This is a genomic window from Burkholderia sp. S-53 (genome assembly GCF_025560745.1).
Classification (GTDB): domain Bacteria; phylum Pseudomonadota; class Gammaproteobacteria; order Burkholderiales; family Burkholderiaceae; genus Burkholderia; species Burkholderia pyrrocinia.
This window is the reverse complement of sequence record NZ_CP090484.1, coordinates 2,353,656-2,368,146: the sequence shown is the minus strand read 5'-3', so window position 1 is coordinate 2,368,146 and position 14,491 is coordinate 2,353,656. Positions and strand designations below refer to the sequence as shown.

Here is a 14,491-nt window from a genome sequence, read left to right as displayed (position 1 = left end):
GCGGGATCGCGAGCACCAATACGGCACGCGCGCGAACCACTACGCGACGAAACAACACGCGGCATCGAAGGGCAACGCACTTCGCACCAGCCTCCCCGTCGGACGGGGGGCACAGACGCAATACCCGCATCGGTAAAACGCGCCGAAATCAATGGGAATAAGTCGCCCGTACGGCACGTTTACTGCACGTATCTCACGCCGTTGAAAGTCTCGTGCCGTTGCGATGGCAGGGGCACGTGCGTGCTCGCCGGATCCGCGGAGGGCAATCGGTCGAAGCGCGTCTGCGCGACTTTTTATTCAAAGGGGGCTGCCATGCGTGTCGTTTACAGAATCGCCGGCGTTGTCATGCTCTGCATGGTTTCGCAGGTGGGCTGGGCTCAGCAATCCGTCAAAGCGACCTTGTTGTCGAACTCGATCAAGCTTGAAACGAATAACGTGAAGGCTGGCCGCGTCAAACTTGTCGTCGCGAATGCCGCGAACAACAACATGGAGCACGAACTCGTCGTGCTCAAAACGGATCTTGACGATAGTGCTCTGCCCGTCAGCAAGGGACAGGTGGTCGAGCACAAGCTGACCAAGGTCGGGGAAGTCGAGGATATCGCGCCGGGCAAGAGCAAACACGCGTCATTCAAGCTCTCTCCCGGACACTACGTCCTGATTTGCAACAAGCCCGGGCACTATGAAGCAGGCATGCACACGGTACTCGCCGTGACACCGTAAGCGTGACGGGGCGGGATGGTGCCGGACGAACCGCACACCGCGGATCGCGAGATCCGGCCGCTCGCGATCAACGCATGTCAAGGCCGCACCTGGGCGGCACGGCCGCGGATGTGGGTCGAGTTGCTGCCGCATGTCAGCAGCTCCGAATACTGCGAGCGTCAGCGACCGCCACTTTATCAGGAATACGAATCATTGTCAGGAGAAGCTGCGGCGCGCGACCGGCACCGCGCTCGCTGCGCCCGATCGTCTCGGCGCGCAGGTCTGCCGGCCGCGCGAACCGAGCCTGTATCTGCTGGCCGCGCTGCCCGGCCGGCCCGTTCGATGCAGTTCGCGCGGGCGATGCTTGAACGAGGCGTGATCCTCGCCCCGGGTGCCGTGTTCTCGCCGCAGGCCGATCGAACGTCCGCGTATTGCCGGTTCAATGTCGCGTATCTGGCGGACAAGCGGTTTGCGCAGGCGTTGCAGGCGATTGCGTAGAAGCGAAGCGACCGCGGGCCGAATTGCAACCGACCCGCGTTCACCGCTCAACCCGCGCTTACCCGCGCCGCAACGGCCGGAACCCGGCCCGCACTTCGCGCGCGAACAGTTCCGGCTCCTCCCATGCCGCGAAATGCCCGCCCTTGTCGACTTCGTTGAAGTAGATCAGGTTGTGGTAACTGCGCTCGGCCCAGCTGCGCGGCGCCTGGTAGATCTCGCCCGGAAACACCGTGATCGCGGCCGGCAGCGAGATATCCACCGCGTTGAAGTTGTTCGAGTGATCCTCCCAGTAGATCTGCGCGGCCGACGTCGCCGTGTTCGTCAGCCAGTACAGCGAAATGTCGTCGAGAATCTCGTCGCGCGGAATCGAGCGTTCGGGCACCCCGCCGCTGTACGTCCATTGCGAGATCTTGTCGTACATCCACGCGGCCTGCCCGGACGGCGAATCGGCGAGCGCATAACCGACCGTCTGCGGACGCGTGACCATCATCGCCGAGTAGCCGCAGTTGTCGCGATAGAACGTCGCGAGCTTCTCGTACGCGGCCTTCTCCTTCGGCGACAGCGAAGCCGGCGCGGGCGCATCGGTCGCGAGCAGCGTCGCGATATCCGGCGGCACCGTCGCCGGCATGTTCACGTGAATCCCGGCCAGACCCTGCACGCGCTGCATCGCCATCCGGTGCGAGATCACCGAGCCGCAGTCGCCGCCCTGCGACACGAAGCGCGTATAGCCGAGCCGCGCCATCAGCTCGCCCCACGCGCGCGCGATGTGATCGGAACCCCAGCCCGTCTGCGTCGGCCGGCCGGAAAAACCGAAGCCCGGCAGCGACGGCACGACCACGTGAAACGCGTCGTCTGCGCTCGCGCCGTGCGCGGTCGGGTCGGTCAGCGGACCGATCGCCTTTAGCAGCTCGAAGATCGAACCCGGCCAGCCGTGCGTCATGATCATCGGCATCGCGTTCGCGTGCCGCGAGCGCACGTGGATGAAATGAATGTCGAGCCCGTCGATTTCCGTGATGAACATCGGGAAACCGTTCAGGCGCGCCTCGCCCTTGCGCCAGTCGTAGTCGGTGCCCCAGTAGCGCAGCAGCGCCTGCATGCGCGCGAGCCGCACGCCCTGCGATTCGTCGGCCACGGTTTCGCGGCCCGGCCAGCGTGTCGCCGCAATGCGGCGGCGCAGGTCGGCCACGGCTTCGTCGGGAATGTGCGCGGTGAACGGGCGGATGTCGCTGCCGCCGGTCGCGGCATGCAGCGCGGTGGGTAGCATCGCCGATACCCCGGCCGCCACGGAAGTGGCCAGCAGGTGGCGACGCATCGGGGAAAACGGTGTGGAAGACATCGTTCGGCATCTCCTTTCGTGAAGTGGAAAGTGAACATGCCGCGCGCTGGATCGCGCCCTGGCTTTCAATTCGGCGCGCCCCGGTCACGCGGCGTCGCCCATTTGAAAGGTCTGATGTATCCCGGATTTGTCTGATTTGTACGCGTTTGTAGCCGTTGCGCGGCGAGCGGCCCGCGCCGCCGCTCGCCGGTATGACGCGCTCAGAGCGCCTTGACGATCGCGCCGTCGACGCGAATGTTCTGCCCGGTGATGTAGCCCGCGCCGTCGGACAGCAGGAACGCGACTGTCTTCGCGATCTCGCCGGTCTTGCCGAAGCGGCCGGCCGGAATGCGCGCGACGATCTCCGGCGTTTCCGGCCAGCTGTCGATGAAGCCCGGCAGCACCGCGTTCATCCGGATGTTCTCGGCCGCGTAGCGTTCCGCGTAGAGGCGCGTCCACGCGCTCAGCGCCGCACGCAGCGCCGACGACACCGGCATCGGCTGCTCGGGCGCGTCCGCCGCGAAGCTCGAGATGTTGACCACCGCGCCGCCGCCCTGCTTCTGGAAGACCGGCGTCACGCGGCGCATCACGCGCACGACGTTCAGCAGGATCAGGTCGAGCCCCGCGTGCCAGTTGTCGTCGGTGATCGCCAGCAGCTCGCCCTTCGGCGGATGCCCGGTGTTGTTCACGACCGCGTCGATCCGGCCGTAGCGCGCGACCGTCTCCTGCACGAGCCGGTCGATATCGGCTTCTTCCGTCACCGAGCCCTGGATGCCGAACCCGCCCAGTTCCTCGCCGAGCGCCACCGCGCTGCCCGACGGCGACATCAGCGCGACGCGATAGCCCGTCGCCGCCAGTTCGCGCGCGATCGCCGCGCCCATGCCCTTGCCCGCCGCCGTGATCAACGCCACTTTTTCTACAGTCACGATCTGCTCCTCGTTCGAAACCTGCCGCCGCGCAGCCGCCATTCGGCGCGCCATGGTGGTAATGTAGGCGCATCACACACGACTGTCGAACCAGTATTTCTGCCTCTAGCCGATAGTTTTTCTACAGCCTGATGATGCCGCCTCGCCCTTCCCGCCTGCCGCCGCTGAATGCGCTTCGTGCGTTCGAAGTGTCCGCGCGGCACCTCAATTTCCGCGCCGCGGCCGACGAGATCGGCGTGACGCAGGGCGCCGTCGCGCAGCAGGTGCGCCACCTCGAGGACGTGCTCGGCCTGAGGCTGTTCGAGCGCCTGCCGCGCGGCCTCGCGCTGACGCACGACGGCGCCGCGTATTTCTCCGACGTGCAGCGCGCGCTGCACGCGATCGCCGACGCAACCGACAAGCTCGTGAAGCGGCGCGCCGCGTTGACCATCAGCACGACGCCGTCGTTCGCGTCGAAGTGGCTGATCCCGCGGCTCGCGCAGTTCACCGACGCGCATCCCGACTACGACGTGCGCGTGATCGCCGACTCGCAGCTCGCGACGTTCCGCCACGACGGCGTCGATCTCGCGATCCGCTACGGCAAGCCGCCGTTCGGCAAGCATCTCGCCGCGCATGCGCTGTTCCCGCTCGATGTGTGTGCCGTATGCAGCCCCGCGCTGCTGGCCGCGCCCGCGTCGCCGCGTGCGCTCGCCGGCCACGTGCTGCTGCACGATGCGCACGACCTGTGGCCGGAGTTCATCGAAGCGATGCCCGAGCCTGTCGATATCGATCCGCACAAGGGGTTGCGCTTCAACCAGACGTCGCTCGCGATCGATGCGGCCGTAGCCGGCCAGGGGATTGCGCTCGCGACCGATCCTTTGGTCGAACGCGATATCGCAGCAGGCCGGCTGTGCAAGCCGTTCGATTTCGCGTTTCCGCTGTCGGTGGGGTTCTATCTCGTGTACCCGGCCGAGCGCCGCGACGACGATGCGATCGCGGTGATGCGTAACTGGATGATCGGGCAGGCGGCGGCGGACGAGCGGCCTTGAGCGACCTTCGTGCGGATCAGGGGGCGATCCAGCGGCCTTCGCAACCGCCTTCGTTCAGGTCGAATACCGCTCGGCGATGGCCGGTGCGCGCGAGTTCGAGCCAGTCGATGCGCTCGATGGTCATGTGAATCAGGCAGAAGTTTTCGTAGCCGTCGACGGTTGGCGCGGTGCCCTGGCTCGCCGGGACATGCGCTTCGTCCGGTGACGCGACCGCCGTGCCGGGCGGCAACGGTGCGCGATACAGCAGCAGCGTATGCGGACGGCTCGATTGCCAGATCGCGCGCCGCTGCGCTTCGTCGTCGCAGATCGATGCAACGCCTTCCGCGCGAATCTGCACGAGCGCATCGAGATCGTTCGCGACGATCGAGATGCGCGGATCGCGGCGCAGCTCCGCGACCTTCTCCGAGCGCGCATCGGTATGAAACGACAGCACGCGATCGACGCGGCTCACCTGACGCAATACGATCGTGCGCACCTTCGGCGCGCCGTCGAGGCCAAGGGTTGCCGCCTGCAGCATCGTGAACGGCGAGCGCTGCGCGCTGACGCCGGATTCGAGGCAGGACCACAGGCGGTCGTACGTTTCGGTGAGCGATTCGCAGGTTGAGTCGGACATGAGGGGCGGCGGCGATCGTACATGTGTCGATCGCGCAAGCTTAACCGTTTGTTTCGGCGACGACTCGCGCCTGATGTGGCCGCGGCTTTCGTGCCGTTCAGTTGTAGCCGAGCACGACCGGCGCCGCATCGCCGGCATCGGTCGTCGGCTCCGCGCCGAAACGGCCGAGCACGTCGGCCACATACTGCGGCCCCGCGCTGATCTGCGACGAGCGATGCTTTGCCGGCCGGTTATCGCCAGCGCCTGACGCTGCGCCCATCGATGCCGTTTCGTTGACGGTGATATTCACGTTCATGTCTCCTCACGCGGCCAGCGCCGCACCATATGCGCGCACGAGGCGCGCCACGCCTTCCCGGATCGCGTCGACGTCCGGCGCGGCGAACGACAGGCGCAGCGATGCCGCGTCGACGTTGTCCGCGAAGAACGCCTTGCCGGGTACGAACACGATCTTGTTCGCGATCGCCTGTTGCAGCAGCACGTCCGACGACACCGCGCCGATCCGCGCCCACACGAACATCCCGCCTTCCGGGCGATGGAATTCGATCGCATCGCCGAAACCGTCGCGCAGCGCGTCGCACATCGCGTCGCATTTGCGCTGGTACGCGGCCGTGATGCGCGGCAGATGGCGTTCGAGCGCGCCGTCGGCCAGATATTCGGCGGCGACCGCCTGCGTCCACGGCGTGCTGCACAGGTCGACCGTCTGCTTCGCGATCACGCAGCGCCGCGCGATCTCGGCCGGCGCGATCGTCCAGCCCACGCGCAACCCCGGCGCGACGATCTTCGACAGGCTCGCGAAATGCACGATCCAGTCGCGCGCGCCGTCCACTTCGCCGGCGAGCGCGAGCATCGACGGCACGGCTTCGCCCGCGAAGCGCAGGTCGCCGTACGGATCGTCCTCGATGATCAGGAAACGGTACTGCACCGCGAGACGCAGCAGCTTCAGCCGGCGCTCGCGCGTGAGCGTCGCGCCGGTGGGGTTCGCGAAGGTCGGGACGGTGTAGAGCAGCTTCGGCTGTGCGATCGCGCCGGACGCGAGCTGTGCTGCGAGACGATCGACGTCGAGGCCTTCGCCGTCGACCGGGATCGTCACGATGCGCGCCTGCTGCAGACGCATCGCCTGCAGCGTTGCCGGGTAAGCCGGCTGCTCGGTCAGCACGACGTCGCCGGGCGACACCATCACGCGCAGCAGCAGGTCGAGGCCCTGCTGCGAGCCGGTCGTGACGAGCAGTTCGGCCGGCGTACACGCGACGCCGCGACGCGCCATCAGCGCGATCAGTTGCTGCTTCAGTTCGGCGAGGCCGTCGGTCGGGCCGTATTGCAGGCAGCGGACCGGTTGCGCGTACGCGCGTTCGGCGGCCGTGTTCAGGCCGTCGACGTCGAACAGATCGCTGGCCGGATAGCCGCCCGCGAAGGAGATCATGCCCGGTTCGGACAGGTACTTGAACAACTCGCGAATCGGCGAGCCGGCGGGATTCTGGAATGAGGGAGTGAACGCGTACATGTCGTCGTGAGCTGGATGGCGCGGACGGCCGGGATAGCCGTCAGGGGCCTGCCGCCGTGATGCTTCTGGCGCCACGGCGGCGAATTCGAGCCACGATTGTCGATAGTCATTAAGGCCGCGGCAAACGATATCTATGCACTAGGTCTTGCGGTTTGGTCATTAAATGGTTTTTTGGGGGAGTGTCGCTTGCTGGGGTTTTGATGCGGATTTCGGACATGCGCTGTCCGTCCAAATCGATGGCACGCATCCATGGCCGGTAAGGCCACCGCGCCTGGGAACATCCGATCGGCAAGAACCAACGCGTCGCGACAAAAGAAAACTCCGCCAATACCCCCCGTCGCCGCGCTTCTCAGATGCGTTTTCGCGAACGGAGAGATCTGAATATGTCACTTGTCGGCCCATTTGCGGCTACTTACGATCAATTCGACTAGTCGCGGTGGGACTGCTCGGCATCACCGACGCGGGCCCGATCTTCCCTCTATCGGCAGATGTCCACCATGATCGACCCCAATAAAAGCAGACGTGCCAGCCTGGCGGTATTCGCGCTGCTCTACCTCGGCTATTGCATCTCCTACATCGATCGATCGGCGATCGCGCTTTCGCTCGTGGCCATCGGCAAGGAGTTCCAGGTCGGCACTGCGGTGCAGGGTGTCGTCATGAGCACGTTCTATATCGGCTACGCGGCCATGCAGATTCCCGGCGGATGGATAGCGGATCGCTGGGGGAGCAAAAAGGTCATCGTCGTGTCCGTCGCGTTCTGGTCCTTGTTCACGTTGATGACCGGTCTCGCGTGGTCGCTTGCTTCGCTGATCGCGATCCGCTTCATCTTCGGTCTCGGCGAAGGCGGTTATCCCGGTGCTTCAGTGAAGGCCGTGACCGAATCGTGTGCGCGGGAGGATCGCCCGAAGATGTCGGCGTTCCTGATGTCGTCCAACTATGTCGGCAGCTTCATCGCACCACTGACCATCGCGCCGCTCATCGTCTATCTCGGCTGGCGTCATGCATTCTTCGTCGCTGGCGGCGCGGGTCTCGTGTTCGCGCTCGTCTATCTGATCGCGGTGAAGGACACGCATCGGAAACGCGATTCGGCAGGCCGTTCCGCGCGCATCGACGGCGCGGCAACGCGCGCGCTCCTCAAGATGCCGCTCATGTGGAAGATTCTGCTCACATGGTTCTGCATGGGCATCGTCAACAAGGGACTCGATGCGTGGATGCCCGCGTATCTTCTGACCGAGCGCCATCTCGACCTCAAGACGGTCGGCATGCTCACGCCGCTGCCCTTCGTCGCGGCGAGCGTATCGACAGCGCTGGGCGGCTGGATTCTCACACGCTGGTTCGACGGCCGCGAGAAGTGGCTGATGGCCGTGTGCTGCGCGATCTCCGGCTTCTTTCTCTACGAGATGTACACCGCGGAAACGGTGACGGGCGTGATCGCGTATCAGTCGATCGTCTACTTCTTCAAGTCGTTCGTGTTCGCGGGTGTCTTCGCGCTTCCGGTCAAATTCCTGCCGCAAAAGATCATCGGCACTGGTGCAGGCATGGTCAATTTCGGCGGACAGGTCGCAGGATTCGTCGCGCCCGTCGTCATTGGCCTGCTGGTTTCGACCACGGGCAACTACGACACGGTATTCGGCTTCCTGATCTTGGCGACGGCGTTTGCGGTCATCACCAGTCTGTCGATACGACTGACGCCCGAGACCGGTGCACGCCTTGTCACCGCCGAGGAGGCCTGATCGCTTTGCCAGCCGGACAGGCGCTATCATGGGAAACTCCGCGTCCCGTCGATCCACCATGAGCGCCCGCATTCTTCAGGAAGCTGCCGTCCGTTACTTCCTCGAAGTCGTCAACACCGGCTCCATCGCCGATGCCGCCAGCCGGCTGAACGTCGTGCCATCCGCCGTGAGCCGCCAGATCGCGCGGCTCGAAAGCGAACTCGGCGCGCAGCTTTTCGTACGGCAATCGCGCGGCATGGTCCCGAGCAAAGCGGGTGAAATGCTCGCCGCCTACGCGCGTCGCTCGCAACTCGACGCCGAACAGATTTCGCTGGAAATCGACGCGCTTCGCGGCGAAACCGAACGCACGATCCGCATCGCCTGCACGGAAGGATTCGCCTCCACCTTCCTGCCGCGCGCGATGGCGGACTTCCGTCGCACCGTCGCGCCCGCATCGTTCGAAGTCGTCGTCGATGCGGCCGCCGACGTCACGCAGCGCGTGCGCGAAGCCGAATGCGATGTCGGCCTCACGTTCAGCTTCGGCCCGGCGAAAGATATTCACGTCGCGTTTTCAGCGCCCTCGCCCGTGTTCGCGATCGTCGCGTCTTCTCATCCGCTCGCGCGGTCTGAACAGGTTTCGTTTCGTGAGTTGCTTGCGTATCCGCTCGCATTGCCGGGTGTGCATTCGACGCTGCACAAGCTGATCGAGATCTATTGCAGCCGCGAAGGCGTCGCATGCACGAGCGTGCTCCGCAGCGCGACGCTCGAAACGCTCCTGGGGTTCGCGCTCGCGAGCGACGCCATTACGTTCAGCGGCGAACTCTTCGTGCGCCCGCGCCTGGCGTCCGGAGAGCTCGTCGCGTTGCCCGTTCCTGAACTCGCCACCGGCGAACGCGCGATCGAAATTCAAACCCTCGCGCGGCGCGCGTTGCCGCCTCTGCTGCAATCGTTTATCGAGCGGCTCAGCAGCGAACTGTCTCCGCCCGCGCGCGTTGAGCAAAAGTGAACTGACCGTTCGATAAACATCACTAGCGATCGTTTTTCACGTCGTCTACATTGAGCGAACTCTTGCATTGTCGCTTGAAGGACTGCCCGTGAACGACCGTTACGAACTCACACGTCATAGTGCCGTTGCGCTGCGCTCGCTATTGCAGGCACGCGAAATCTCCGCCGTCGAATTGCTCGAAGCCTGCATCGCGCGAATCGAAAGGCTCAATCCGTATGTCAACGCCATCACGGCGACGAGCTTCGAACGCGCGCGCATCGAAGCCGATGCTGCCGATATCGCGCTTGCACGCGGCGATGCCGTAGGTTCCTTGCACGGCTTGCCGATCGGTATCAAGGATCTCGAAGAGACCGAAGGCCTTCTGACCACTTATGGCTCGCCGCTCTATCGCGCGAACGTACCCGCCCACGACAACACGCTGGTGCGTCGGCTGCGCGCAGCGGGCGCGATTGTCGTCGGCAAGACCAACGTGCCGGAAATGGGCGCGGGTGCGAACAGCTTCAATCCCGTGTGGGGCGCGACGGGCAATCCGTTCGATCCGCGCCTGAACGCGGGCGGTTCGTCGGGCGGCTCGGCGGTGGCGCTCGCGCTCGACATGGTGCCGCTAGCCAGCGGTTCCGACACCGGCGGCTCGCTGCGCATTCCCGCAGCGAAGTGCGGTGTGGTCGGAATGCGCACGTCGCCGGGACTCGTGCCGAGCGATCGAAAGCCGCTCGGCTGGACGCCGATTGCGGTGGTTGGGCCGATGGGGCGCACCGTCGACGACACGTGGCTGCAACTCGCGGCGACGGTCGGCCTGTCCGGCAGCGATCCGCTCGGCTATCCGTTCGCGATGAATCCGACGATGGACGGCCGCGCGCCCACGGACGTGTCGAAACTGCGCATCGGTTACACGGAAGACTTCGGCGTGTGCGAAGTGGACGACGACATCCGTGCCACGTTCCGGCGCAAGATCGAGTTTATCCGTCGCGAGGTGGCCGTATGCGAGCCGATCGAAGTGGGCTTCGAAGGTGCGCATCGCTGCTTCGATGTACTGCGCGCGGAGGCCTTCGTCGCCGGCCTTCAAAAGGCGTATGAGACCGACCCTGATGCGCTTGGCCCGAATCCGCGCGCGAACTATGAAATGGGTATCGGCCTCGGTCTTGAGGATTGCGTGCGTGCGCACGGCGACCAGACACGCCTGTTTCGCCGCTTCCAGACGCTGTTCGACCGTTATGACGTGATTCTTTCGCCAACGACGCCTGTCTCGCCGTTCCCGTGGACGCAGCCCTATCTGAAATCGGTGAATGGCGTCGAACTGGAGAACTACTATCGCTGGCTGTCTCTCACGTACGTCGTGACGCTCGCGACGAATCCGGCGTTGTCGCTGCCGTGCGGAGTCGATCATCGGGGCATGCCGTTCGGGCTGCAGATGATCGGCGCTTTCCGTGGCGATCTCGCACTGCTCGATGCGGCCCGCGCGTTCGAAACGCTCTTCGCGTCGTCTGACGAAACACGCCGCCCGATTCCCGATGCCGCGAAGCTGCGTGCATCGGACGTCGACCTGAAGCTCATGGTCACGCATCCGCCGGTGCTCGATGCAGTGTCGTCTCCCAATGCATCTGCTTCCGCAGTCTGACCCGCGGATTCCATTTACGGCAAGCCGCTCGATACGTGGCTTCGAGACTTCCCGCTCCGGCGTGAACACATGACGCTTCAGCCCGGCTGGGTGTGGACAACCGTGGGGGGCCGCGCCCCCCACAAGACACAATCAATCAGACAGACGCACTGCGATTCGCCTCAATCACCGTCAACGCCGCCATATTCACGATCCGCCGCACGGTCGCGCTCGAAGTGAGAATGTTCACGGGTGCGTTGACGCCCAGCAAGAACGGCCCCACCGCCACATTGCTGCCCGCCTCGGTCTTCAGCAGGTTGTAAGCGATATTCCCCGCATCCACGTTCGGACAAACGAGCAGATTCGCAGCACCCTTCAGCGGCGACATCGGAAGCAACTTCGACCGCAGCCCTTCATCGAGCGCACAGTCGCCATGCATCTCACCATCCGCCTCGATATCGGGCGCTTGCTCCCGGACGATCTCCAGCGCCCGGCGCATCTTCACGCCCGAAGCCGCACTCCCTGACCCAAAATTCGACCGCGACAGCAACGCAGCCTTCGGCGTCAAATTCAGCCACTCCATCTGCCGCGCCGCCGCAATCGTGAATTCCGCGATCTGCTCGGCATCGGGATTGTCGTTGACGTGCGTATCCACCAGCGCCACCGTCCGCTGATCGAGCAACAGAATATTCATCGCCGCGTACGTCGAAGCACCCGGCTTCTTGCCGATCACTTCGTCGACGAACCGCAGGTGATTGTGATACTCGCCAACCGTCCCGCAAATCATGCCGTCCGCATCGCCGAGCCGCACCATCATCGCGCCGATCAGGGTCAGGCGACGCCGCATTTCGACGCGCGCCATCTCCTTCGAAATACCGTCCCGGCACCGCAGTTCCCAATACGTCGCCCAGTATTGCGGAAACCGCTCGTCATATTCCGGATTGGTCACTTCGACATCCTGACCGAGTCGCAGGCGCAGGCCAAACCGCTCAATCCGCGCAAGCAGCACCTCAGGACGCCCAACCAGGATCGGCCGCGCCAGTTTTTCATCGACGATCACCTGCACGGCGCGAAGCACACGCTCGTCTTCGCCTTCGGTGAAGACGATCCGTGCCTTGCCGCCGTCACGCACAAGCTGACGCGCCGTCGCGAACAGCGGCTTCATGAACGCGCCGGAGTGGTACACGAACTGCTGCAGTTGCTCGACATACGCGTCGAGATTCGCCAGCGGGCGCGTCGCGACGCCGCCTTCCATCGCCGCCTTGGCCACGGCCGGCGCGATACGAACGATCAGGCGCGGATCGAACGGCTTCGGAATCAGGTAGTGCGGACCAAAGGCCACGTCGTACGCGCCATACGCAGCCGCAACGACTTCGTTCTGCTCTTCCTCGGCAAGCCCCGCGATCGCGTGAACCGCGGCGATTTCCATTTCGCGGGTGATCGTCGTCGCGCCCACGTCCAGTGCGCCGCGGAAAATGTACGGGAAACACAGGACGTTGTTGACCTGGTTCGGGTAGTCCGAGCGACCCGTCGCGATCACGACATCGTCGCGCGTCGCATGCGCCAGTTCCGGGAAAATTTCCGGCGTCGGGTTGGCCAGCGCGAGAATCAGCGGACGCGCCGCCATCTCCTTCAGCATCTCCGCGCTCAGAATGCCGCCGACCGACAGGCCCAGGAACACGTCCGCGCCGCCGATGACTTCGGACAGCTTGCGCGCATCGGTTTCCTGCGCAAAGCGCGACTTCGCCGGGTCCATCAACGTGGTACGGCCGCGATAGACGACGCCTTCGATATCGGTCACCCAGATGTTTTCGACCGGCAGCCCGAGGTCGACCAGCAGGTCCAGGCAGGCCAGCGCGGCCGCCCCGGCCCCCGACGTCACGACCTTCACCTCCTTGATCGACTTCCCGACGACCTTCAGCCCGTTGATGAAAGCGGCCGATACGGTGATGGCGGTGCCGTGCTGATCGTCATGGAAGACGGGAATCTTCATGCGTTCGCGCAGCTTTTGCTCGACCGTGAAGCACTCCGGCGCCTTGATGTCCTCGAGATTGATGCCGCCGAACGTGGGTTCGAGGCCGGCGATGATGTCGACCAGCTTGTCCGGATCGGTTTCGTTGATCTCGATGTCGAAGACGTCGATCCCCGCGAACTTCTTGAACAGGACGGCCTTGCCTTCCATGACCGGCTTCGATGCGAGCGGGCCGATGTTGCCCAGACCGAGCACCGCGGTGCCGTTCGTGATCACGCCCACCAGGTTGCCGCGGCTCGTGAAGCGGTGCGCCTGCAGCGGATCGGCCGCGATCGCCTCGCACACCCCCGCCACGCCCGGGGTGTAAGCCAGCGCGAGATCGCGCTGGGTCACGAGCGGCTTGCTGGCGACGACCGAGATCTTCCCCGGGGTCGGAAACTCGTGATAGTCGAACGCTGCCTGCTGCTGTGTCTCAGTCTGTTTCATGTTTTTCGGTCCGGGCACGGGCGCCAGGCCAGTCCCGGCGCGATCCATGAAGGTGATTCTAGGGATCCGCCATAAGGTGATGATTCTGTTTTAATATCGGTCCATCACTTTTTCATGATGAATGCATGACCAGTCAATGACTTTTGACGCAAACGACGTGGTCAGGCGGCTAGGCGCACGTCTGAAGATTCGGCATCTGGTGCTGTTGCTGCAGATCCAGCAGCACGGGTCGCTGACGCGCGTCGCGGAGCACATGGCCAGCAGCCAGCCCGCCGTGACGAACGCGCTGTCCGAGCTGGAGAGCATGTTCGGCACGCCGCTCTTCGAGCGCTCGTCGCGCGGCATGCGGCCGACTGCGCTCGGCGCGGTCGTGCTCGAACGGGCAAAGGCGATGATCAAGGATCTCGACCACCTCGCCCGCGAGATGGAGGCCGTCGCCGCCGGGCACGCGGCCCACCTGCACATCGGCGTGATTCCGTTCATTTCCGGCCAGATGCTGTCGGCGGCGCTGAAGCGGCTGCAAGCGCGCATGGAGCGGCGCCTGACCGTGACGATCCACGAAGGCACCAGCGATCAGCTGCTGCTGCAGCTCAAGGACCACAGCGTCGACATCGTGATCGGGCGCGCGTCGTCGGCGATCGATCTGGGCCAGGTTTCCTTCGAGGTGCTGTACCAGCAGCAGCCGCGGATGATCGCGAGCCGGCGGCTAGCCGCGAAACTGGCTCGCACGACGCTGGACTGGAACAAGCTGCACGCGCTCGACTGGATTCTCGGCGCGCCGCATACGCCGATGCGGGAACAGGTGACCGACCTGTTTCTGTCGGCCGGCATCCCGCCACCCGTTCCGATCGTCGAAAGTTACTCGTCGAAGCTGATCGGCGAAATGATCGCGTCGAGCGACGAGGCCGTATCGATCGTGCCGGCCGATATCGCGGAGGAACTGGTGCGGATTGCCGGCGTGGCGATCGTGCCTTACTCGCTGGTGTGGACGCTTCCGCCTATTGCGCTGTTTACCCGCTCCGCCGACTCGCATTCGCCGGCGCGCGATCTGCTCGTCGACGCGCTACGTGAGGTGTGTAAAGAGACATATGGGGAAGCGCGGCGATAAGGCTGCAGGCCGCCCGCCGAAAACAGTCAC

Annotated in this window: 12 protein-coding genes and 1 pseudogene; 7 read left to right on the top strand and 6 right to left on the bottom strand. The window is 64.6% G+C overall.

Annotated features, from left to right (window positions below; translation table 11 throughout):
• The first annotated feature begins 312 nt into the window (after nucleotides 1-312).
• Nucleotides 313-720: a sulfocyanin-like copper-binding protein gene (locus tag LXM88_RS32720; RefSeq protein WP_262543586.1), complete on the top strand. Its 408-nt coding sequence runs from the start codon at nucleotides 313-315 to the stop codon at nucleotides 718-720.
• Between the two features lie 21 nt (nucleotides 721-741).
• A pseudogene (locus LXM88_RS32715) lies at nucleotides 742-1,197 on the top strand (hypothetical protein); the annotation flags it as partial.
• A 58-nt stretch (nucleotides 1,198-1,255) separates the two neighbouring features.
• Here the strand turns inward: LXM88_RS32715 and LXM88_RS32710 are convergent.
• Both LXM88_RS32710 and LXM88_RS32705 read right to left on the bottom strand, forming a co-directional pair.
• The gene (locus LXM88_RS32710; RefSeq protein WP_262543584.1) at nucleotides 1,256-2,533 is read right to left on the bottom strand and encodes an epoxide hydrolase family protein; all 1,278 of its coding nucleotides are present in this window, start codon (nucleotides 2,531-2,533) and stop codon (nucleotides 1,256-1,258) included.
• A gap of 200 nt (nucleotides 2,534-2,733) precedes the next feature.
• Entirely contained in the window at nucleotides 2,734-3,438 is a 705-nt protein-coding gene (locus LXM88_RS32705; RefSeq protein WP_262543583.1) for an SDR family oxidoreductase, read from the bottom strand.
• A 134-nt stretch (nucleotides 3,439-3,572) separates the two neighbouring features.
• Here LXM88_RS32705 and gcvA point away from each other — a divergent pair, with 134 nt between their 5' ends.
• Nucleotides 3,573-4,466 carry a transcriptional regulator GcvA gene (gene gcvA / locus LXM88_RS32700; RefSeq protein ID WP_262547035.1) on the top strand — a complete coding sequence of 298 codons (894 nt, stop codon included), beginning with the start codon at nucleotides 3,573-3,575 and terminating at the stop codon, nucleotides 4,464-4,466.
• Between the two features lie 16 nt (nucleotides 4,467-4,482).
• Here the strand turns inward: gcvA and LXM88_RS32695 are convergent, their stop codons facing one another.
• The 3 genes from LXM88_RS32695 to LXM88_RS32685 all read right to left on the bottom strand — a co-directional run bounded on the left by LXM88_RS32695 (nucleotide 4,483) and on the right by LXM88_RS32685 (nucleotide 6,580).
• Nucleotides 4,483-5,079 carry a pyridoxamine 5'-phosphate oxidase family protein gene (locus LXM88_RS32695; protein ID WP_262543582.1) on the bottom strand — a complete coding sequence of 199 codons (597 nt, stop codon included), beginning with the start codon at nucleotides 5,077-5,079 and terminating at the stop codon, nucleotides 4,483-4,485.
• Between the two features lie 97 nt (nucleotides 5,080-5,176).
• Complete coding sequence (locus LXM88_RS32690) at nucleotides 5,177-5,368, bottom strand: hypothetical protein (RefSeq protein ID WP_047901721.1); 192 nt, start codon at nucleotides 5,366-5,368, stop codon at nucleotides 5,177-5,179.
• Between the two features lie 12 nt (nucleotides 5,369-5,380).
• A complete protein-coding gene (locus LXM88_RS32685; RefSeq protein WP_262543580.1) occupies nucleotides 5,381-6,580 on the bottom strand; it encodes an aminotransferase-like domain-containing protein in 1,200 nt (399 codons plus the stop codon).
• Between the two features lie 497 nt (nucleotides 6,581-7,077).
• Here LXM88_RS32685 and LXM88_RS32680 point away from each other — a divergent pair, with 497 nt between their 5' ends.
• The 3 genes from LXM88_RS32680 (at nucleotide 7,078) to LXM88_RS32670 (ending at nucleotide 10,916) form a co-directional block, all read left to right on the top strand.
• A complete protein-coding gene (locus LXM88_RS32680; protein WP_262547033.1) occupies nucleotides 7,078-8,313 on the top strand; it encodes an MFS transporter in 1,236 nt (411 codons plus the stop codon).
• Nucleotides 8,282-9,298, top strand: coding sequence for a LysR family transcriptional regulator (locus LXM88_RS32675; protein WP_262543579.1), 1,017 nt, complete (start codon nucleotides 8,282-8,284; stop codon nucleotides 9,296-9,298). Before LXM88_RS32680 ends, LXM88_RS32675 begins: the two co-directional genes overlap by 32 nt.
• An 88-nt stretch (nucleotides 9,299-9,386) precedes the next feature.
• Nucleotides 9,387-10,916, top strand: a complete 1,530-nt coding sequence (locus LXM88_RS32670) for an amidase (protein ID WP_262543577.1) — start codon at nucleotides 9,387-9,389, stop codon at nucleotides 10,914-10,916.
• 136 nt (nucleotides 10,917-11,052) lie between these two features.
• Here LXM88_RS32670 and LXM88_RS32665 read toward each other — a convergent pair whose 3' ends face one another.
• Nucleotides 11,053-13,353, bottom strand: a complete 2,301-nt coding sequence (locus LXM88_RS32665) for an NADP-dependent malic enzyme (RefSeq protein ID WP_262543575.1) — start codon at nucleotides 13,351-13,353, stop codon at nucleotides 11,053-11,055.
• 136 nt (nucleotides 13,354-13,489) lie between these two features.
• Here LXM88_RS32665 and LXM88_RS32660 point away from each other — a divergent pair, with 136 nt between their 5' ends.
• On the top strand, nucleotides 13,490-14,461 hold the full coding sequence (locus LXM88_RS32660; protein WP_262543574.1) for a LysR substrate-binding domain-containing protein: 972 nt from the start codon (nucleotides 13,490-13,492) through the stop codon (nucleotides 14,459-14,461).
• Nucleotides 14,462-14,491 lie beyond the last annotated feature (30 nt).

Coding starts and splice junctions, on each gene's coding strand:
- LXM88_RS32665 (WP_262543575.1), bottom strand. CDS start 13,353: ATGAAACAGACTGAGACACAGCAGCAGGCAGCGTTCGACTATCACGAG.
- LXM88_RS32680 (WP_262547033.1), top strand. CDS start 7,078: ATGATCGACCCCAATAAAAGCAGACGTGCCAGCCTGGCGGTATTCGCG.
- LXM88_RS32685 (WP_262543580.1), bottom strand. CDS start 6,580: ATGTACGCGTTCACTCCCTCATTCCAGAATCCCGCCGGCTCGCCGATT.
- LXM88_RS32660 (WP_262543574.1), top strand. CDS start 13,490: ATGACTTTTGACGCAAACGACGTGGTCAGGCGGCTAGGCGCACGTCTG.
- LXM88_RS32695 (WP_262543582.1), bottom strand. CDS start 5,079: ATGTCCGACTCAACCTGCGAATCGCTCACCGAAACGTACGACCGCCTG.
- LXM88_RS32720 (WP_262543586.1), top strand. CDS start 313: ATGCGTGTCGTTTACAGAATCGCCGGCGTTGTCATGCTCTGCATGGTT.
- gcvA (WP_262547035.1), top strand. CDS start 3,573: ATGCCGCCTCGCCCTTCCCGCCTGCCGCCGCTGAATGCGCTTCGTGCG.
- LXM88_RS32710 (WP_262543584.1), bottom strand. CDS start 2,533: ATGTCTTCCACACCGTTTTCCCCGATGCGTCGCCACCTGCTGGCCACT.